Below are 18331 nucleotides of genomic sequence, written 5' to 3' on the forward strand. Positions count from 1 at the left end.
AGTGTTACCTCGGTAACACTTCGGTCAAACCATTACCACCACTTGTCCGGCCGCGCCACAAACCCTGCCCGTTCCTCGATCGCCAAACCGGCGTTCAGCACCGTCTGCTCGTCCAGCGCCTTGCCGATGATCTGCAAGCCGAGCGGCAAGCCCTGACTATCTACGCCACCGGGCACCGACATGGCGGGCAGCCCCGCCAGCGACGCGGGCACGGTGAACACGTCGTTCAGATACATGGCCAGCGGATCGGCCTGCTTCTCGCCCAGCGTGAAGGCCGCGCTTGGTGCGGTCGGGGTCAGCAGCAGGTCGCATTGTTCGAAGGCCAGATCGAAATCGCGCGCGATCAGCGCCCGGACCTTCTGCGCCTGCGTATAATAAGCGTCGTAGAAACCGGCCGACAATACATAGGTGCCGATCATGATGCGGCGCTTGACCTCCGGCCCGAAGCCAGCGGCGCGGGTGGCGGCATACATGTCCTGCAGGCCTGCGCCATCGGGCAGGTCGCGCTGGCCATAGCGCACGCCGTCATAGCGGGCGAGGTTGGACGAGGCTTCGGCGGGCGCGATGATATAATAGGTCGGCAGCGCATATTTGGTATGCGGCAATGACACTTCGACCACAGTCGCGCCAGCGTCCTTGAGCCAGGCAATCCCCTGATCCCACAGCGCGGCGATTTCCGCGTTCAGGCCATCGGGGCGATATTCCTTGGGAATACCGACCGTCTTACCCTTGAGATTGCTCGACAATCCCGCCTCCCACTGCGGCACCGGCAGGCCGAGCGAGGTCGAATCCTTGGGGTCGAACCCGGCCATCACCTCCAGCAGCAACGCATTGTCGCGCACCGTCCGCGCCATCGGCCCGGCCTGGTCAAGCGATGAGGCGAAGGCGACGATGCCCCAGCGCGAGCAACGGCCATAGGTCGGCTTGATGCCACTGATGCCGGTAAAGGCGGCGGGCTGGCGGATCGATCCGCCGGTATCGGTGCCGGTCGCCGCCGGGCAGAGCCGCGCCGCGATCGCGGACGACGACCCGCCCGACGAACCGCCGGGGGCCAAGGCCGAATTGTCGCCGCCATCGCGCTTCCACGGGCTGATGACGTTGCCATAATAGCTCGTCTCGTTGGAAGACCCCATGGCGAACTGGTCGAGGTTCAGCTTGCCCAGCATCCCCGCGCCCGCATCCCACAGCTTGGCGGACACGGTCGACTCGTAAGTCGGCACGAACCCTTCGAGCATGTGGCTGGCCGCCGTGGTCTGCACGCCCTGCGTGCAGAAGAGATCCTTCATGCCGATCGGCACGCCCGACAGCGGCTTAACCTCGCCCGCCGCCAGCGCCTTGTCGGCGGCATCGGCGGCTTCCAGCGCCTTTTCCGGCGTTTCGACGATGAAGGCGTTGAGCGCCTTGGCCGCGGCGACATTGGCGTTGAAGCCCTCGGCGACTTCGCGCGCGGAAAAATCGCCTGCGCGGAACCCGTCGCGAATTTCGGCTACGGTAAGGTCTGTAAGATCAGTCAAAATCTTTATCCCGTTCGGGCTGAGCGAAGTCGAAGCCTTCTGCTGAGCGAAGCGAAGCAGCCTCCCTCCGGTCGGCAGAGCCCTTTGACAGGCTCAGGGCGAACGGGGGAGTGATACGCATCACTCTATAACTTTCGGCACCGCAAAAAATCCATGTTCGGCCTGGGGCGCGTTCGCCAGCACCTTGTCGCGGACATTGCCGTCAGTCACGACGTCGTCGCGCAGGCGCTGGTGATTGGGGATGACGGCTGTCATCGGCTCGACGCCGCTGACGTCCACCTCACCCAATTGCTCCACCCAGCCAAGGATGTTGTTGAGTTCGGGCACCATCGCCTCGGCTTCGGCATCGCTCACCGAAATGCGCGAGAGGCTGGCGATCTTTTTTACGGTCTGAAGGTCTATCGACATGGGCCACGCCGCTACCACCCGCTTCCCTCCGCTTCAAGCCGGTTTCGCGCCTCTTGCGCACGCCGGTAGCTTGCGTAAGACAGGGGCGCGCAAATGGGGGCTGCGTCGCCCTTGAAAATCGGAGAGCATGGGTGGCCCGCAAATTTCTCTATGTCATCGCAACCCTCGTGGTTCTGGTGATCGCGGCGTTCGCCATCTATGCGATCTGGGGCATGCAATTGATCCGTGCGGTGATGGTGCCGCGCGAAGACTTTACCGAACTCGCGCCGCTGCCCGCCAATGCCTATGCCGACCCCAAAATGTGGGTCGCCCGCCCGGACATCACGCAGAATAATCCGGCGCTGTGGACGCCCGCAGGCGTCACGCTTCCCGCGACGCTGCCCAAGGCCGCGATCTTCTTCATCCACCCGACCAGCTATATCACGACCTTTGGTGACGCCCATTGGAATGCCGCGCTGGGCGAGAAGGAAGCCGACGCCACCGCCCGCCGCTTCGTGATGAGCCAGGCCAGCGCCTTCAACGCGGCCGGCACCGTCTGGGCACCGCGCTATCGCCAGGCCAATTATGGGGCATTCCTGACCGACAAGCCCGCCGGTGACAAGGCGCTGGCCGCCGCCTATCGCGACGTCGCCCAGGCCTTTGCCGCCTTCCTCGCGGCCAACCCGACCGGCCCGTTGATGCTGGCAGGGCATAGCCAGGGGTCACGCCATCTGATGCAATTGCTGCGCGAGGAAGTCGCGGGCAAGCCGGTGGCCGATCGGGTGGCGGCGGTCTATGCCGTCGGCTGGCCGGTCTCGGTCGAGGCCGATCTGCCCGCGCTCGGCCTGCCTGCCTGCGCCCGCGCGGCGCAGGCGCATTGCATCGTCAGCTGGCAAAGCTATGCCGAACCCGCCGACCCGTCCGCCGTGGTCGAAAGTTTCGAGCGCAAGACCGGCTATACCGGCAAGCCCCGCAAGGGCACGCACATGCTCTGCACCAACCCCATCACCGGCGCGTTCAACGGCGCGGCTCCGGCCAGCGCCAACAAGGGCACGCTCGACGCGCGCGAGCAGGGCCAGCCGCCCAAGCTGCTGACCGGCATCGTCCCCGCGCGCTGCGACACCAGCGGCGTGCTGATGATCGGCGAGCCGGTTGACATGGGGCCGTTCACCCTGCCCGGCAATAATTATCATGTCTATGATTACAGCCTGTTCTGGGGCAATGTCCGCGCCGACGCGCAACAAAGGCTCGCCGCCTTTCAGCAGAAGTGACAGCCCGATAACATGCCATTGGTAACGACGGATCGCGTCGCCTTTCGCGAGGCTTTGCCCGAAGGCGGCCGCCTGGTCGGCATGGATGTCGGCACCAAGACGATCGGCCTTGCGCTCTGCGACGCGCGCTGGTCGATCGCCAGCCCGGCCCACACCATCACGCGCAGTAAATTCAGCAAGGACAAGCTGTTGCTGGCCGCCTTCATCACGCAGCAGCAGGTCAAGGGTATCGTCATCGGCCTGCCGCTCAACCTTGACGGCACCGGCAGCCCGCGCAGCCAGTCGAGCCGCGCCTTCGCGCATAATCTGGCGGATTTCGGGCTGCCGGTCCTGCTCTGGGACGAACGCTGGTCGACCCAGGCAGTGACCCGCACGCTGATTGAGGCCGACGCCAGCCGCGCCCGCCGCGACGTGCTGGTCGACAAGCTGGCGGCGAGCTATATCCTGCAGGGTGCGATTGATGGGCTGGTCGCCGGGCTGGAATAGCCAGCGCGCCCTACCCCTCGAACGCCGCGATGATCGGGCATGGCCCCTCGTCCGACGCATGGCATTGCCGCGCCAGCCGCTCCAGTGCCGCACGCGCCGCCTGCATCTCGGCGATCTTCGCGTCCAGTGCGGCGATCCGTTCCGACGCCAATTCCCGCGCCCGCGCCCGATCCTGCCCGGCATCCAGATGCAGCAATTCGCCAATCTGCTCCAGCGTGAACCCCGCCCGCTGCGCGCCGCGGATGAAGCCCAGCCGCCGCGCGTCCGCCGCGTCGTAGCGCCGGATGCCGTCGCCCCGCTCCGGCGTGGCGAGCAGGCCGCGCCGCTGATAATAGCGTACCGTCTCCACCCCAACCCCGCTGCTGCGCGCGAGTGCGGAAATCGTCATACTCATCCCTTGACTCCGTACCATGGTCCGCACCCTATATGGGTGGCATGCCCCCTTTGCCCAAGGATATGCCGTCATGACCCAAGCCCGATCCGCCGCCATCTACCGCATGGTGATGCCCGACCATATCTGTCCCTATGGTATCAAGGCACGTTGGCTGCTCAAGCGGCGCGGCTACCGGATCGAGGATCATTGGCTCACCAGCCGCGCGGAAACCGATGCGTTCAAGGCGGCGCATGACGTCAAGACCACGCCGCAAATCTTCATCGATGGCCAGCGGATCGGCGGCCATGACGATCTGCGGCGCTTCCTTGGTCTTAAAGTGCGCGATCCCGACGCGACCAGCTATGTGCCCGTCCTCGCCGTGTTCGCGGTGGCCGCACTGCTGGCGCTGGCGGTCAACTGGCTGACCTTCGCCCCGCTCATCGCCTTCGTCACGGTCGAGCGTTTCATCGCCATCGCCATGATGCTGCTCGCCATGCTGAAATTGCAGGATGTCGATCGCTTCGCGACGATGTTCCTGAACTATGACCTGCTCGCCCGCCGCCTACCGCCCTATGGCCGCGCCTACCCGTTTCTGGAACTGGGCGCCGGCGTGCTGATGCTCACGCGCACGCTGGACTGGCTGTCGATCCCGGTCGCGCTCGCCATCGGCGGCATCGGGGCGGTGTCGGTGTTCAAGGCCGTCTATCTCGAAAAGCGCACGCTCAAATGCGCCTGCGTCGGCGGCAGCAGCAACGTCCCGCTCGGCTTCGTGTCGCTCACCGAAAATGTGATGATGGTGGCGATGGCAGTATGGATGACGGCAGGCATCCATTAAATAAAAAAGCGCGGATGCTGACAAGCATCCATTAAACAAAAAGCGCGGATGACGGCAGGCATCCATTGAACATACTACTGAGGCGCAGGGCCTTACCGACCTCAGTCGACAACCCAATCGGCCGACGCGATCCCCTGCGCATAGAGCAGCACCGACAGGTCGCCATGGACGATCTCGGCGGCGGCGGCGGCGCGCGTCACCGGCTTGGCATGATAGGCAACGCCCAGCCCCGCCCCTTCGATCATCGGAATATCGTTCGCGCCGTCGCCCACCGCCAGGGTCAGGGCGCGATCGATACCGCCCGCGATGGCCGCTTCCAGTTCCACCCGCTTGCGCGCCGCATCGACGATCGGGCGGGTAACGCTGCCCAGCAGTGCGCCGTCGGCAATCTCCAGCACATTGGCGACATGCCTGTCGAAGCCGATCTCGGCCGCCACCGGCCCTGTAAAGCGGGTGAAGCCACCCGACACGAGCAGCGTACGCGCGCCCCGCGCCTTCATCGTGCGGACCAGCGCCTTCGCGCCGCCCATGATGACGACCCGCTCCTGCCGACACTGGTCGATGGCGCTGTCGGGCAAGCCCTTGAGCAAAGCGACGCGCCCATGCAACGCGCCTTCGAAATCCAGTTCCCCGCGCATCGCCCGCTCGGTGATCTCGGCGATCTGCGGCTTGATCCCGGCATAGTCGGCCAGTTCGTCGATACACTCGACGGTGATCATGGTCGAATCCATGTCGGCGATCAGCAACGCCTTTACCCGCCCCTCGACCGGCTGGACGATCACGTCGATGCCCTGCCCGATATCGGCCAGCGCCGCGCGCGCTGCCACCGGATCGGTCGCGAAGAACAGGTCCGCCGCCTTGTCGCGGTCGAGCCACAGGCTCTGCCCCGGCTGGCACCCCGCCTGCGCCAGCCGATCGACGGCCGCCGCAATATCCCCCTGCCCGATCGAGCCACTTGCCACTAAGGTCGCGACGAACATGAACACTCCTGACACACAGCAGGGCGAATCCCGCCCACGGGTCGCGCTTATTGCCGGGCCGACCGCCAGCGGCAAGAGCGCGCTCGCCATTGCCCTTGCCAAGGCGACCGATGGCATCGTCATCAACGCCGATGCGAGCCAGGTCTATGCCGACCTCGCCATCCTGTCCGCACGGCCAAGCGCGGAGGAGATGGGCGATGTGCCCCACCGCCTGTTCGGTCATATCGACGGGGCACAGGCCTGCACCGCGCCGCGCTGGGCGGCCGAGGCAAAGGCCCAGATCGCAGCCGCCCAGGAACAGGGCCGCCTGCCCATCCTGGTCGGTGGCACGGGCCTCTATATCCGCACCCTGCTCGACGGCATCGCGCCGGTGCCGGACATCGACCCGGACATACGCGCGACGGTGCGCGCCTTGCCTGTCGCAGAAGCCCACGCCGCGCTGACCCAAGAAGACCCGGAGGCCGCCGCCCGGCTGGCACCTGCCGACACCACCCGCGTCGCCCGCGCGCTGGAGGTGGTACGGTCCACCGGCAAGCCGTTGAAACAGTGGCAGCAGCATAAGAGCGGCGGCATCGCCGACCAGATTACCCTGACCCCCATGATTCTTCGCCCGCCGCGCGACTGGCTGATCGAGCGCTGCGACCGGCGTTTCGTACAGATGATCGACGCGGGCGCGATCGAGGAGGTCGAGGCGCTGCTCGCCCGCCACCTTCACCCCGACCTGCCGGTGATGCGCGCGATCGGCGTGCCCGAAATCCGCGCCTGGTTGGGCGGCGAGATCGACCGGGAAACGATGATCGAACGCGGCGCGCTCGCCACCCGCCAATATGCCAAGCGCCAATATACCTGGTTCACCAACCAGCCCCCACCGCACTGGCCGCGCGAAACGCGAGAAATTGATAACAATCTGATCGATGAATTAGCAATTAAATTACAACAATAGCGCTTGACACGTCATTTTATGTCCATTAGAGGCTGCCACCTTGCTATCGCAGGTCCGCTGTCGCAAAGGACAGGGCTTGCATCATATGAGAAGGATTTATCGTGGCCGAAAAGAGCGGCGCGGACATATTGGTTGAATGCCTGATCGATCTCGGTGTCGAGGTCGTGTTCGGCTATCCCGGCGGCGCGGTGCTGCCCATTTATGACGCGCTCTACAATCATCCCACGATCAAGCATGTGCTGGTCCGCCATGAACAGGGCGCGACCCACATGGCGGAGGGCTATGCCCGTTCGACCGGCAAGCCCGGCGTCGTGCTGGTCACCTCCGGCCCCGGCGCGACCAATGCCGTCACCGGCATCACCGACGCGCTGATGGATTCGATCCCCATGGTCGTCATCACCGGACAGGTGCCGACGCAACTGATCGGCACCGATGCGTTTCAGGAAGCGGACACGGTCGGCATCACGCGCCACTGCACCAAGCATAATTATCTGGTGAAAGACCCCGGCAAGCTGGCGGGCGTCGTTCATGAGGCGTTTCACATCGCCACGACGGGTCGCCCCGGCCCGGTCGTCATCGACATTCCCAAGAATGTCCAGATCGCGACCGCCCCCTATAAGCGGCCCGAACCGGTCCAGCATGCCAGCTACCGCCCGCAGATCAAGGCGGACGCGGCGGGCATCGACGCGGCCGTCGAAATGCTGGCCGCGGCCGAGCGCCCCATCTTCTACACCGGCGGCGGCGTCATCAACTCCGGCCCGCAGGCCAGCGCTTTGTTGCGCGAACTCGCCGCGCTCACCGGCGCGCCCGTCACCTCGACCCTGATGGGCCTGGGTGCCTTCCCCGCATCGTCCGACCAGTGGCTGGGCATGTTGGGGATGCACGGCACCTATGAAGCCAATTGGGCGATGAACCAGGCGGACCTGATCCTGTGCGTCGGCGCACGTTTCGATGATCGCGTCACCGGCCGCCTCGACGCCTTCGCGCCCAACAGCCGCAAGGTCCATATCGATATCGACCGCAGCTCCATCAACAAGATCGTCGATGTCGATGTCGCCATCCAAGCCGACGTCGCCAGCGCGCTCGACGACATGATCGCCCTGTGGAAGCAGCGCGGCCATGAACAGGCCGACCTGTCGGCATGGTGGGACAGGATCGCGGAATGGCGGACGAAGCAATCGCTCGCCTATGTCGAAAACGGCATCGAAATCATGCCGCAACGCGCGATTGCGGACCTCTACACCGCGTGCCAGGCGACCGGCAAGGATGTCATCATCACCACCGAAGTCGGCCAGCATCAAATGTGGGCGGCGCAGCATTTCGGCTTCGAAGCGCCCAATAAATGGCTGACCTCCGGCGGTCTCGGCACGATGGGCTATGGCTTCCCCGCCGCCATCGGCGCGCAGATGGGCAATGCCGACAGCCTCGCCATCTGCATCGCGGGCGACGCCTCGGTGCAGATGAACATTCAGGAAATGGGCACCGCCAGCCAATATCGCCTGCCGGTCAAGCTGTTCATCCTGAACAATGAATATATGGGCATGGTCCGCCAGTGGCAGGAACTGACCTATGAAAGCCGCTATTCCAACAGCTATTCGGACAGCCTGCCCGACTTCGTGAAGCTGGGCGAAGCCTATGGCTGGACCGGCATCCGCATCGAGCAGCCGGGCGACCTGGAAGCGGGCATCCGCCAGATGCTGGAAACGCCAGGGCCAGTGATCGTCGATTGCCGCGTCGCCAAACTGTCCAACTGCTTCCCGATGATCCCGTCGGGCGCGGCGCATACCGAAATGATGCTCGATCCCAACCAGATCGCCGGCATCATGTCGGATGAGGCGAAGGCCTTAGTATGAGGATGGGGGTGTGACGCAGCACCTCCAGCTGCGCGTCCATGTCAGCGAACCGTGGGATTTCGAGCGGATCGCGGGCACGGCCGAGCTGTCGGGCTGGACTATCGACCATGCCGACCCGGCCAATGACGAATGGGTCGTGCATCTGGACGAAGGGTTCGACTTTCACGAGCGGCATATCGGCACGCTGCTGGTCGGTCCCCGCTATGTCGGCGAACATCTCCACCGGATGTTCGATGCGGTGGCGGGCCTGCCCGTCCGCGTCGCTCACCGGCAGGATGATGGCTGGCATTATGCCTTTACGGCGATGATTTCGGAACGGGCAAATCCCAGTGACGCCCATGACGATAGGAATGACGGGACAGCCAAGTGATGCATATCCAGGAAGAATTGAACCAGCGGCACGTCCTGTCGCTGACCGTTTCGAACGAAGCCGGCATATTGGCGCGCATCGCGGGCCTGTTCACCGCGCGCGGCTATAATATCGACAGCCTGACCGTGGCCGACATCACCGACGATCATAGCGTCAGCCGCATCACCATCGTCACCAACGGCCCGCCCAAGGTAATCGACCAGATCATCGCCCAGCTCGACCGGCTGGTGCCCGTCCACAAGGTCACCGACTTGACCGAAGTCGGCCCCTTCGTCGAACGCGAACTGGCGCTGGTCAAGGTCAAGGGCACGGGCGAGGACCGGATCGAGGCGCTGCGCCTGGCCGACGTGTTCCGCGCCAAGGTGGTCGACACGACGATCGAAAGCTTCATTTTCGAAATCACCGGCACCACCGACAAGATCGACAATTTCGTGGGGCTCATGCGTCAGATCGGCCTGGTCGAAGTCGGCCGCACCGGCGTCGTCGGCCTGATCCGGGGCAAAGAGCCGGTGTAACCACTTCCCCTCTCCCCTGCGGGGAGAGGGTTGCGCAGACTTGGCAGCTTGCTGCCTAGTCGAAGCTGGGAGAGGGGGCACGACGTTTCAGCGTCCCCACCCCCGCTCCAACTTCATCTAGGCCCGGCCGCGCCGAGCCAAGATTTCATATCCTCTCCCCGGCGGGGCGAGGAGATACGTTCGAGGGAAGAGACAGTCATGAAGGTTTATTACGATCACGATGCGGACATCGGCCTGATCAAGGGCAAGAAGGTCGCCATTCTGGGCTATGGTTCGCAGGGTCATGCCCATGCGCAGAATCTGCGCGACAGCGGCGTCGCCGAAGTCGCCATCGCGCTGCGCGCCGGTTCCGCCTCCGCCAAGAAGGCCGAGGGCGCAGGCTTCAAGGTCATGCCGAACGCGGAAGCCGCCGCCTGGGCCGACGTGTTCATGATCCTGGCCCCCGACGAGCATCAGGCCGCCATCTATGCCGACGACGTCCACGCCAATCTGCGCCCCGGCGCGGCGCTGGCCTTTGCCCATGGCCTCAACGTCCATTTCGGCCTGATCGAGCCGCGCAAGGATGTGGACGTCATCATGATCGCGCCCAAGGGCCCCGGCCACACCGTTCGCGGCGAATATGTGAAGGGCGGCGGCGTCCCCTGCCTGATCGCCATCCATCAGGATTCGACCGGCAACGCGCATGACATCGCCCTGTCTTACGCCAGCGGCGTCGGCGGCGGTCGCAGCGGCATCATCGAAACCAATTTCCGCGAAGAATGCGAAACCGACCTGTTCGGCGAGCAGGCGGTCCTCTGCGGCGGCGCCACCGCGCTGGTCCAGGCCGGGTTCGAAACGCTGGTCGAAGCGGGCTATGCCCCTGAAATGGCCTATTTCGAATGCCTGCACGAACTCAAGCTGATCGTCGACCTGATGTATGAAGGCGGCATCGCCAACATGCGCTATTCGATCTCGAACACCGCCGAATATGGCGATATCAAGACCGGCCCGCGCATCATCACCGAAGAAACCAAGAAGGAAATGAAGCGCGTCCTGGCCGACATCCAGTCGGGCCGCTTCGTCAAGGACTTCGTCCTCGACAACCGCGCGGGTCAGCCCGAACTCAAGGCCAGCCGCATCGCCGCCCAGCGCCACCCGATCGAGGAAACCGGCGCCAAGCTGCGCGCCATGATGCCCTGGATCGGCGCCAACAAGCTGGTGGATCAGGAAAAGAACTAAGCCTTTTTCACCCCTCCCCTTCAGGGGAGGGGCCGGGGGTGGGGGCTATCCTCATGACGCAGCGCCTGAGGCACACCCCCACCCCAACCCCTCCCCTGAAGGGGAGGGGCTTAGAAGGAACGAACCGTTTCCGGTTACGGCTCTGGAACAATCGAGGGGCGTGGCTTATTCAAGGCTACGCCCCTTGAACGTTTTTTGGAGAGTCTGTCCCATGCGTAAATATCTGATCCCCGCCGCCGCCCTCATCGCCATTGCCGGCGGCACCGTCGTCATTGCCCAGGCCCCCGCTGGCGTGCCCGGCACCAAGGACGTCGCGAAAGTCACTGGCGGCACCTACAAGGTCGATGGCGGCCATACCCAGGTCGTGTTCGCCTGGGACCATATGGGCTTCACCAACAATATGGGCACCATTGCCGAACCGACCGGCACGCTGACGCTGGACAAGGCGAACCCCGCCGCGTCCAAGGTTTCGGTTGAATTCGCGATCGCCAATCTGCGCACCGGCGTCACCAAACTGGACGAGCATCTGATGAAGGCCGACTTCTTCGACGCGGCCAAATTCCCGACCGCGACCTTCGTGTCCACCAGTGTCAAGCCAGAGGGTGCGAGCGGTGCCGAAATCACCGGCAACCTGACCATCAAGGGCATCACCAAGCCAGTGACGCTGGACGCCGAATTTTACGGCGCTGGTACCAACCCGATGAACAAGCAGGAAAATGTCGGCTTCGTCGCCACCGGCTCGATCAAGCGCAGCGAATTCGGCATGGGCTATGCCGTGCCCGTCGTCGGCGACGCGATCGAACTCAAGATCATCGCCGGCTTCCAGAAGTAAATAGTCTTACCTCTCCTACCCCGTCATTCCCGCGCAAGCGGGAACCCATCTCCCAACGGCGCGCCAGTTCCCGGCGTCGGAGATGGAACCCCGCCTGCGCGGGGGGTGACGGGTGGGGGGGATTGTTAATTGGAAAATAGTTGGATGCCCGGACCCAACTTCAGATGAAAACTATCCTAACAATCTTTTTGCCGGTCGTCCTGATTGCGGCCACAGCCCTGTTTGCACTGGTCTCTATCGCGGAGGGAAAAACCGTCGCCGGGCCATATTTCATAGAGCGTTCCAAACAGCCATTCTCGTTCTGGTTAACGACGTTCTTTCCAATAATCTCCACGGTCCTTTTCTTCTCGCTGGCATTTGCAGGCCTGCTTTAAGAGATGAGGCAACTTGCCAGTTAGGGTTAAGTTCGCTACACCCTGCCCATCATGCAGAGCGCGACGCTTCTTCCCCTGCTACGACTTACACGCCCTTAGGCGTGGTTTTTGTGCTGCCTTTCGATTATGGGCAGCGACGATACGCCTAAGGGCTTCCTTTTCGCTGATAGTCGTTAACCGGGCCGTCCCGTTCGTAACAGGGCACGCCCGTTCGCATAAAGAAGTAGCTGTCCCATGATGCTGACCGATCCCGCCCAGAAATATCGCGCCTTCCCGCAAGTCGACCTGCCCAATCGTCAATGGCCGTCACAGGTCATCACGTCGCCCCCGCGCTGGCTCTCGACCGACTTGCGCGATGGCAATCAAGCGCTGATCGACCCCATGAACGCGGAGAAAAAGAGCCGCTTCTTCGACCTGCTGGTCCAGGTCGGCGTCAAGGAGATCGAGGTCGGCTTCCCATCGGCCGGTGCGACCGAGTTCGACTTCATCTCCAGCCTGGTGAAGGACGGCCGCATCCCCGACGATGTGATGGTCCAGGTGCTGACCCAAGCCCGCGAAGACCTGATCGCCACCACCTTCGAATCGCTGCGCGGCGCGGATCGGGCGATCGTCCATGTCTATAACGCCGTCTCGCCCGCCTGGCGGCGGATCGTGTTCGGCATGGACCGGGCGCAGGTCAAGGACATTGCCGTCCACGCAGCCAAGCTGCTGCGCGACAATGCCGCCAAGCAGCCCGACACTGACTGGCATTTCGAATATAGCCCCGAAACCTTCTCCACTGCCGAGCTGGATTTCAGTCTGGAGTGTTGCGAGGCGGTGATGGACATTCTCCAGCCTACGCCGGAGCGGCCGCTGATCCTGAACCTGCCCGCGACGGTCGAATGCGCCACGCCCAATATCTATGCCGACCAGATCGAATGGATGTGCCGCCATATCAGCAAGCGCGACAGCGTCGTCATCTCGCTACACCCGCATAATGATCGCGGCACCGGCGTCGCCGCGGCGGAACTGGGCCTGATGGCGGGTGCCGACCGCGTCGAAGGCTGCCTGTTCGGCAATGGCGAGCGCACCGGCAATTGCGATATCGTGACCGTGGCGCTCAACATGTACACGCAGGGCATCAACCCCGGCCTGGATTTCAGCGACATCGACACGGTCATCCAGACGGTCGAATATTGCAACCAACTGCCCGTCCACCCGCGCCACCCTTATGCTGGCGAACTGGTGTTCACCGCCTTTTCGGGCAGCCATCAGGACGCGATCAAAAAGGGCTTTGCCGCGCAGGAAGCGCGCAACGACCTCATCTGGGACGTGCCCTATCTGCCGATCGACCCCAAGGATCTGGGCCGCGACTATGAAGCGGTGATCCGCGTCAATTCGCAATCGGGCAAGGGCGGCGTCGCCTGGGTGCTGCAACAGGACAAGGGCTTCAAACTGCCCAAGCGGATGCAGGCCGATTTCTCCCGCGTGGTGCAGGGTCTGGCCGACCAGTCGAGCCGCGAACTCAACGCCGCCGACATCTGGGCCGCCTTCCAGGACCATTATCGCCTGGCCGGGGATCAAGCCTATGCGCTGATCGACTATCATGAAAGCGGCGCGGCGGGCGACCGCATCTTCACCGGCAAGATCGCCTATAAGGGCGGCGAACGCAGCATTTCGGGTCGCGGCAACGGCCTGCTCTCCTCGGTCCTCGCCGCGCTGCGCGACGAACTGGGCGTGGAGCTGGAGATCGCCGATTATAGCGAACATGCGATCGGCGCAGGCAGCAACGTCAACGCCGCCGCCTATGTCGAATGCCGCACGCCGGACGGGCGGACGGTGTTCGGCGTGGGGACGGATGCAGACGTCGCGACGGCGTCGGTGCAGGCGGTATTGTCGGCGGCCAATGCGGTGGCGGTGCGGACCTAAAACCTCGTCATCCCAGCGAAAGCTGGGATCTCTCTTTTCTTCCGCGCATGGTTAAAGCAAGTGAGATCCCAGCGTCCGCTGGGATGACGATGCATTTTCCCCTGGTTACTTCGCCAACGCCCTAACCACCGCCTCCCACTGCGCCAGCGCCGCGCCGATCCCCTCCACCGGCGCCCGCTCGTTCAGCCCATGGGCAAAGCCGTCCTCGGCCTTCATGAACAGGCTCGACACGCCATAGCTCGGCACGCCCAGCGCGCGGAAATGCACGCTGTCGGTCGCCCCGCCGGACATGCTCGGCATGATCGGGATGCCCGGTGCCCGCGCGGAAACCGCCGCGACCACCGCCTGCATCACATCCGCGCGCAGCGGCGAGGCATCGCTTGCCAACGGATCACCCAGCGTCGTCACGGTCGCGCTCTCATCCGCCACCACGCGCACCAGTTCCGCCTTCACCGCGTCGATCGCCACGCCCGGAAAGATCCGGCAATTGACCTGCACCTTGGCGCTCTGCGGCAAAGCGTTCAGCGCATGGCCCGCCTGCGCCATGGTCGCGACGCAGGTCGTGCGCACTTGGCCTACAAATTCCGGGCGGCCCGACAGCAGTTCCGCCGCCGCCGCGTCCCCGGTCTGGGCATAGCGCTTCATCGCCGCGCCCACCGCGCCACCGATCCGGTCGGCCGATAGCGCCAGCGACGCCTTGGTCAGTTCGTTACGCATCGGCGGAAACTTGTGCGCGGCAATCCTGTCGATCGCCCGCGCCAGCCGATAGATGGGATTGCCCGGCGTCGGCGCACTCGAATGGCCACCCGGATCGGTAAAGCCGATCTCGAAATCGGCATAGGTCTTCTCGCCCGCCTGCAACTGGTCCAGCACCGGCTCGCCCGCCTCGTTAAGCAGCCCGCCGCCGCCATCGCCGTTCAGCAACAGCTCCGCGTCGCGATATTTGGCCGCCAGCGCCCGCGTAGTCACCATCGCGGTCTCTTCGTCCCCCGACAAGAGCAGCGTCACGGTGCGGCGCGGCGTCCAGCCGTCCTTCTTCAACTGCGCCAGCGTCGCGACCATCATCGCGACATCATATTTATTATCCTCCGCACCCCGCCCGAAAATATAGCCTTTCTCCTCCACCGGCACGAACGGGTCGCGGGTCCAATCCTTCGGGTCCGCCGCCACCACATCCATATGGCCGATCATCAGCAGCGGTTTGAGCGTCGCATCCCGCCCCCGGATCGTCGCGGCAAAGGTCGCCGTCTCACCCATCGGCGTGATGACGATATCGCCCTCGGCAAAGCCCGCCGCCTTCAGCACCGACGCATAATAGGCCGCGAGCTTGGGCACCTCGCCCGCCCCCTCGACCGTGCGAAAGGCGACGGAGCGCATCAAGATATCCTTCGCCACCACCGGGTCCGCCGCCGCCATTGCGCCGCTCGGCAGCATCACCGCCACGCCCGCCAACAACCCGCACCGCCACCCCATAAACCTGCCCCTCGATTTCGTCAGGCAACCAATGTGGCACAGCGACCGGCAACCGCCAATCGGCGCTGACGAAAGATCATAGCGCAATCCCCTCCCCCGTTCGCCCTGAGCCTGTCGAAGGGCCTTTCTTTTTAGCCAAGCAGTAAGAACAGGGCTTCGACAAGCTCAGCCCGAACGGTCGTGAGTTCGGCGCACTGGGACATGTCACCACCCCACCCCCGCCAAAAACTAGACCCCGCCCAACTATTGCTTGCGCGCAATCCTGCGCCATTGGCCCATATACTATGCTGGTCGCCCAAAGGATTTGCGCCCATGACCCTTCCCTATCGCAGCTTCGGATTCCAGGTGCTGGTCGGCATGGTCGCAGGCCTCGCGCTCGGCCTCCTCGCCCGGACCATGGGCACGGGGCCGGATGGCGACCTCAACTGGCTCGCCACCGCGCTCCAGACCGTCGGCACCATCTTCGTCGCGCTGCTCAAAGCGATCGTCCCGCCGCTCGTCTTCGCCGCCATCGTCGCGTCGATCGCCAATCTGCGCGCGCTCGACAATGCCGCGCGGCTGGCGGGGCAGACCCTGCTCTGGTTCGCCATCACCGCGCTGATCGCGGTCAGCATCGGCCTTGCCATCGGCATCATCGTCCAGCCGGGCATGGGCCTTGGCACAGCCGCGCTCGCCGCCAAACAGCCTGACGCGGTCGGCGGCTGGCTCGATTTCCTCAAGGGCCTCGTCCCCGGCAACAGCCTGGCGCTGAGCGGCAGCACCAAAATCGCGCCCGATGGCACCGCCAGCACCAGCGTCTCGTTCAACATCCTGCAACTGCTGGTCATCGCCATCGCGGTCGGCCTCGCGACACTCAAAGTCGGGGAGAAAGCCGAACCCTTCCTCGCCTTCGTGCGCTCCCTGCTCGCGGTCGTGCGCGCGCTGCTCGGCTGGGTCATCCGCCTGACGCCGATCGGTTCGGCAGGCCTGATCGGCGCAGCGGTCGCCACCTATGGCTGGGATGCGCTCGCAAGGCTGAGCGTCTTTACCGGCGCCATCTATCTCGGCCTCGGCATCGTGCTGCTGATCGTCTATCCGACGCTGCTGCTCGCCCATGGCCTCAAGCCCCTGCCCTTCTTCGCCAAGGCCTGGCCAGCGATCCAATTGGGCTTCGTCTCGCGCTCTTCGGTCGGCACCCTGCCCGTCACCGAAGCCGTCACCGCGCGGCTCGGCGTGGACAAGGCCTATGCCGCCTTCGCCATTCCGCTGGCGTCCACCACCAAGATGGACGGCTGCGCGTCGATCTATCCCGCCCTTGCCGCCATCTTCGTCGCAGGCTTTTACGGCATTCCGCTTGGGGTTCTCGACTATGCCCTGATCGCCCTCGTCTCGGTCATCGGCTCCGCCGCGACAGCCGGCCTGACCGGCGCGGTCGTGATGCTCACCCTCACGCTTTCGACGCTGGGCCTCCCACTCGAAGGCGCAGGCCTGCTGCTCGCCATCGACCCGATCCTCGACATGGGCCGCACGGCCGTCAACGTCGCGGGGCAAGTGCTGGTCGGCGTGGTCGTCGCGAAGCGCGAGGGGATATTGGACGAGGCGGCTTATTATGGCGAGGGGGCGTTGGTGGCGGCCGAATAAGGCAGCCCCTTCATGCAGCTTCGACGACCCTGATTTCCAGCGTCAGGCCCGATTGCGTCGCAAGGTTGACCAGCGCATCGAGGGAAAATTTGCCCAGCTTCCCCCGCAGCAGATCGTTCAGGCGCGGGCGCGTGATGCCCAGTCGCGCCGCCGCCGCTTCCTGCGACATATCCCACGCCTGGATGCGCCGTTTCAGCGCCGACAGCAGTTCGGCCCGCGCCTTCATATTGGCGGCCTCCACCGGCGTATCGGCCAAGGCGTCGAACACGCTGTCAAATGTCTGAATGTCCATCGCCTATTCCTTACTCCAGGCCCGCAACCGCTTTGCGGCCAGATCAATGTCCTTCTGCGCCGTCGCCTGGCTTTTCTTCTGAAAAGCGTGGAGCACCAGCACCACGTCCTGCACCGTCGCCAGATAGATCACCCGGAACACCCCGGTCTTGTCCCTGATCCTGATTTCACGCACACCCGGACCAATGCTCTTCATCGGCTTCCAGTCGTCAGGATCATTGCCGCTTTGGACTTCGCTTAACTGATAGCCAGCCTCCGACCGCGCCTCATCGGGAAAATCCCGAAGCCGCGCGAGGCTGTCCCCAAGAAACGCAATCCGCTTCATGAAAGGAGTGTATCAAATTCGATACAGTTCTACAAGGCGTGTGTTCTGGAAGACAGATAGAGATAGAGAATGTCACAGTCCAACCTCGCAATCCCTCTTGCACGAATCGTTCGTTCCTGTCATTTCTGTTTTTACAGAAAGGAACGTCATGCCACTTCTCGATCATCCTGACGCCAAAGCGTTCCTGCTCCATTGGGGCGAAATGGGCACGCAATGGGGCGTCAATCGCTCCGTAAGTCAGGTCCATGCCCTTCTCTATCTATCCCACCACCCCTTGCCCGCGGACGAGATTGTCGAACAACTGGGCCTCGCCCGCTCCAACGTATCGACGGCGCTTAAGGAATTGCAGGGCTATGGCATCGTGCGCCGGGTCCATGTCGAGGGTGATAGGCGGGATCATTTTCTGGCTGAACTCGACCTATGGGAAATGCTCACCCGTATCGTCGCAGAGAGGAAGCGGCGCGAGATTGACCCGACCATCGCCCTTCTGAACGAACTGGCCCAGCGCATGGCGCAGGACGAAAGCGCCCCGCCCCATGTTCGTGAACGTATCACGCGCATGCATGAATTCATGTCGACGCTTGGTAACTGGTATGAGCAGGTCCGTGTTCTGCCCAAGCCAACGCTCGTCACGCTTATGAAATTGGGCGGCAAGATCGCCCGCTTCCTCCCCGGAAGCAAAGACAAGCCCTAAGCCCGACCGACAAGCGCCGCCCATCGACGCTCAATCGCTCGTTTATCAATTTCTGTTTTTACCGAAGAA

General features: G+C 63.8%; 19 protein-coding genes. 12 read left to right on the forward strand and 7 right to left on the reverse strand.

Annotation, left to right across the window (positions count from 1 at the left end; genetic code table 11):
• Positions 1-32 precede the first annotated feature (32 nt).
• Positions 33-1514: an Asp-tRNA(Asn)/Glu-tRNA(Gln) amidotransferase subunit GatA gene (gene gatA / locus SxD43FB_RS14835; RefSeq protein WP_096062871.1), complete on the reverse strand. Its 1482-nt coding sequence runs from the start codon at positions 1512-1514 to the stop codon at positions 33-35.
• Between the two features lie 120 nt (positions 1515-1634).
• On the reverse strand, positions 1635-1922 hold the full coding sequence (gene gatC / locus SxD43FB_RS14840) for an Asp-tRNA(Asn)/Glu-tRNA(Gln) amidotransferase subunit GatC (protein WP_037480044.1): 288 nt from the start codon (positions 1920-1922) through the stop codon (positions 1635-1637).
• 131 nt (positions 1923-2053) lie between these two features.
• Here gatC and SxD43FB_RS14845 point away from each other — a divergent pair, with 131 nt between their 5' ends.
• Both SxD43FB_RS14845 and ruvX read left to right on the forward strand, forming a co-directional pair.
• Positions 2054-3172: a DUF3089 domain-containing protein gene (locus SxD43FB_RS14845; protein ID WP_096062872.1), complete on the forward strand. Its 1119-nt coding sequence runs from the start codon at positions 2054-2056 to the stop codon at positions 3170-3172.
• Between the two features lie 18 nt (positions 3173-3190).
• Positions 3191-3658, forward strand: a complete 468-nt coding sequence (ruvX, locus tag SxD43FB_RS14850; protein ID WP_176482798.1) for a Holliday junction resolvase RuvX — start codon at positions 3191-3193, stop codon at positions 3656-3658.
• 10 nt (positions 3659-3668) lie between these two features.
• On the opposite strand, the gene SxD43FB_RS14855 is transcribed toward ruvX, so the two are convergent.
• The gene (locus tag SxD43FB_RS14855; RefSeq protein ID WP_096062874.1) at positions 3669-4052 is read right to left on the reverse strand and encodes a MerR family transcriptional regulator; all 384 of its coding nucleotides are present in this window, start codon (positions 4050-4052) and stop codon (positions 3669-3671) included.
• A gap of 70 nt (positions 4053-4122) precedes the next feature.
• Here SxD43FB_RS14855 and SxD43FB_RS14860 point away from each other — a divergent pair, with 70 nt between their 5' ends.
• A complete protein-coding gene (locus SxD43FB_RS14860; protein WP_096062925.1) occupies positions 4123-4866 on the forward strand; it encodes a glutaredoxin in 744 nt (247 codons plus the stop codon).
• Positions 4867-4967: 101 nt separating this feature from the next.
• Here SxD43FB_RS14860 and serB read toward each other — a convergent pair whose 3' ends face one another.
• Positions 4968-5846: a phosphoserine phosphatase SerB gene (serB, locus tag SxD43FB_RS14865; protein WP_096062875.1), complete on the reverse strand. Its 879-nt coding sequence runs from the start codon at positions 5844-5846 to the stop codon at positions 4968-4970.
• On the opposite strand from serB, the gene miaA reads away from it, so the two are divergent.
• The 7 genes from miaA (at position 5845) to leuA (ending at position 13859) form a co-directional block, all read left to right on the forward strand.
• Entirely contained in the window at positions 5845-6789 is a 945-nt protein-coding gene (miaA, locus tag SxD43FB_RS14870; protein WP_096062876.1) for a tRNA (adenosine(37)-N6)-dimethylallyltransferase MiaA, read from the forward strand. The two genes, serB and miaA, sit on opposite strands and share 2 nt — an antisense overlap.
• A 101-nt stretch (positions 6790-6890) precedes the next feature.
• Entirely contained in the window at positions 6891-8642 is a 1752-nt protein-coding gene (locus SxD43FB_RS14875) for an acetolactate synthase 3 large subunit (RefSeq protein WP_096062877.1), read from the forward strand.
• 10 nt (positions 8643-8652) lie between these two features.
• Positions 8653-9012 carry a hypothetical protein gene (locus SxD43FB_RS14880; protein WP_096062878.1) on the forward strand — a complete coding sequence of 120 codons (360 nt, stop codon included), beginning with the start codon at positions 8653-8655 and terminating at the stop codon, positions 9010-9012.
• On the forward strand, positions 9012-9527 hold the full coding sequence (gene ilvN / locus SxD43FB_RS14885; protein WP_037479805.1) for an acetolactate synthase small subunit: 516 nt from the start codon (positions 9012-9014) through the stop codon (positions 9525-9527). The genes SxD43FB_RS14880 and ilvN overlap by 1 nt, the downstream gene beginning before the upstream one ends.
• A gap of 198 nt (positions 9528-9725) precedes the next feature.
• Positions 9726-10745 carry a ketol-acid reductoisomerase gene (gene ilvC / locus SxD43FB_RS14890; protein WP_043152671.1) on the forward strand — a complete coding sequence of 340 codons (1020 nt, stop codon included), beginning with the start codon at positions 9726-9728 and terminating at the stop codon, positions 10743-10745.
• A 211-nt stretch (positions 10746-10956) separates the two neighbouring features.
• On the forward strand, positions 10957-11577 hold the full coding sequence (locus SxD43FB_RS14895; protein ID WP_043152670.1) for a YceI family protein: 621 nt from the start codon (positions 10957-10959) through the stop codon (positions 11575-11577).
• Positions 11578-12185: 608 nt separating this feature from the next.
• Entirely contained in the window at positions 12186-13859 is a 1674-nt protein-coding gene (gene leuA, locus SxD43FB_RS14905) for a 2-isopropylmalate synthase (protein WP_096062880.1), read from the forward strand.
• A 105-nt stretch (positions 13860-13964) separates the two neighbouring features.
• On the opposite strand, the gene SxD43FB_RS14910 is transcribed toward leuA, so the two are convergent.
• A complete protein-coding gene (locus tag SxD43FB_RS14910) occupies positions 13965-15332 on the reverse strand; it encodes a M20/M25/M40 family metallo-hydrolase (RefSeq protein WP_096062881.1) in 1368 nt (455 codons plus the stop codon).
• 312 nt (positions 15333-15644) lie between these two features.
• Here SxD43FB_RS14910 and SxD43FB_RS14915 point away from each other — a divergent pair, with 312 nt between their 5' ends.
• Complete coding sequence (locus SxD43FB_RS14915; protein WP_096062882.1) at positions 15645-16952, forward strand: dicarboxylate/amino acid:cation symporter; 1308 nt, start codon at positions 15645-15647, stop codon at positions 16950-16952.
• Positions 16953-16962: 10 nt separating this feature from the next.
• On the opposite strand, the gene SxD43FB_RS14920 is transcribed toward SxD43FB_RS14915, so the two are convergent.
• Both SxD43FB_RS14920 and SxD43FB_RS14925 read right to left on the reverse strand, forming a co-directional pair.
• On the reverse strand, positions 16963-17244 hold the full coding sequence (locus SxD43FB_RS14920) for an XRE family transcriptional regulator (RefSeq protein ID WP_096062883.1): 282 nt from the start codon (positions 17242-17244) through the stop codon (positions 16963-16965).
• Positions 17245-17247: 3 nt separating this feature from the next.
• Positions 17248-17568, reverse strand: a complete 321-nt coding sequence (locus tag SxD43FB_RS14925; protein ID WP_096062884.1) for a type II toxin-antitoxin system RelE/ParE family toxin — start codon at positions 17566-17568, stop codon at positions 17248-17250.
• A 148-nt stretch (positions 17569-17716) separates the two neighbouring features.
• On the opposite strand from SxD43FB_RS14925, the gene SxD43FB_RS14930 reads away from it, so the two are divergent.
• Positions 17717-18262 (forward strand): MarR family transcriptional regulator, encoded by a 546-nt coding sequence (locus tag SxD43FB_RS14930; RefSeq protein WP_096062885.1) that lies wholly within the window; start codon positions 17717-17719, stop codon positions 18260-18262.
• The last annotated feature ends 69 nt before the right edge of the window (positions 18263-18331 follow it).

Origin of the sequence: Sphingobium sp. D43FB (assembly GCF_002312805.1) — a bacterium.
GTDB lineage: Bacteria > Pseudomonadota > Alphaproteobacteria > Sphingomonadales > Sphingomonadaceae > Sphingobium.

What these genes read in the sequence shown, in the direction of transcription:
- gatC (WP_037480044.1), bottom strand. Translation starts at nt 1,922, where the DNA reads ATGTCGATAGACCTTCAGACCGTAAAAAAGATCGCCAGCCTCTCGCGC.
- SxD43FB_RS14855 (WP_096062874.1), bottom strand. Translation starts at nt 4,052, where the DNA reads ATGAGTATGACGATTTCCGCACTCGCGCGCAGCAGCGGGGTTGGGGTG.
- SxD43FB_RS14860 (WP_096062925.1), top strand. Translation starts at nt 4,123, where the DNA reads ATGACCCAAGCCCGATCCGCCGCCATCTACCGCATGGTGATGCCCGAC.
- miaA (WP_096062876.1), top strand. Translation starts at nt 5,845, where the DNA reads ATGAACACTCCTGACACACAGCAGGGCGAATCCCGCCCACGGGTCGCG.
- serB (WP_096062875.1), bottom strand. Translation starts at nt 5,846, where the DNA reads ATGTTCGTCGCGACCTTAGTGGCAAGTGGCTCGATCGGGCAGGGGGAT.
- ilvN (WP_037479805.1), top strand. Translation starts at nt 9,012, where the DNA reads ATGCATATCCAGGAAGAATTGAACCAGCGGCACGTCCTGTCGCTGACC.
- ilvC (WP_043152671.1), top strand. Translation starts at nt 9,726, where the DNA reads ATGAAGGTTTATTACGATCACGATGCGGACATCGGCCTGATCAAGGGC.
- SxD43FB_RS14895 (WP_043152670.1), top strand. Translation starts at nt 10,957, where the DNA reads ATGCGTAAATATCTGATCCCCGCCGCCGCCCTCATCGCCATTGCCGGC.
- leuA (WP_096062880.1), top strand. Translation starts at nt 12,186, where the DNA reads ATGATGCTGACCGATCCCGCCCAGAAATATCGCGCCTTCCCGCAAGTC.
- SxD43FB_RS14910 (WP_096062881.1), bottom strand. Translation starts at nt 15,332, where the DNA reads ATGGGGTGGCGGTGCGGGTTGTTGGCGGGCGTGGCGGTGATGCTGCCG.
- SxD43FB_RS14915 (WP_096062882.1), top strand. Translation starts at nt 15,645, where the DNA reads ATGACCCTTCCCTATCGCAGCTTCGGATTCCAGGTGCTGGTCGGCATG.
- SxD43FB_RS14920 (WP_096062883.1), bottom strand. Translation starts at nt 17,244, where the DNA reads ATGGACATTCAGACATTTGACAGCGTGTTCGACGCCTTGGCCGATACG.
- SxD43FB_RS14925 (WP_096062884.1), bottom strand. Translation starts at nt 17,568, where the DNA reads ATGAAGCGGATTGCGTTTCTTGGGGACAGCCTCGCGCGGCTTCGGGAT.
- SxD43FB_RS14930 (WP_096062885.1), top strand. Translation starts at nt 17,717, where the DNA reads ATGCCACTTCTCGATCATCCTGACGCCAAAGCGTTCCTGCTCCATTGG.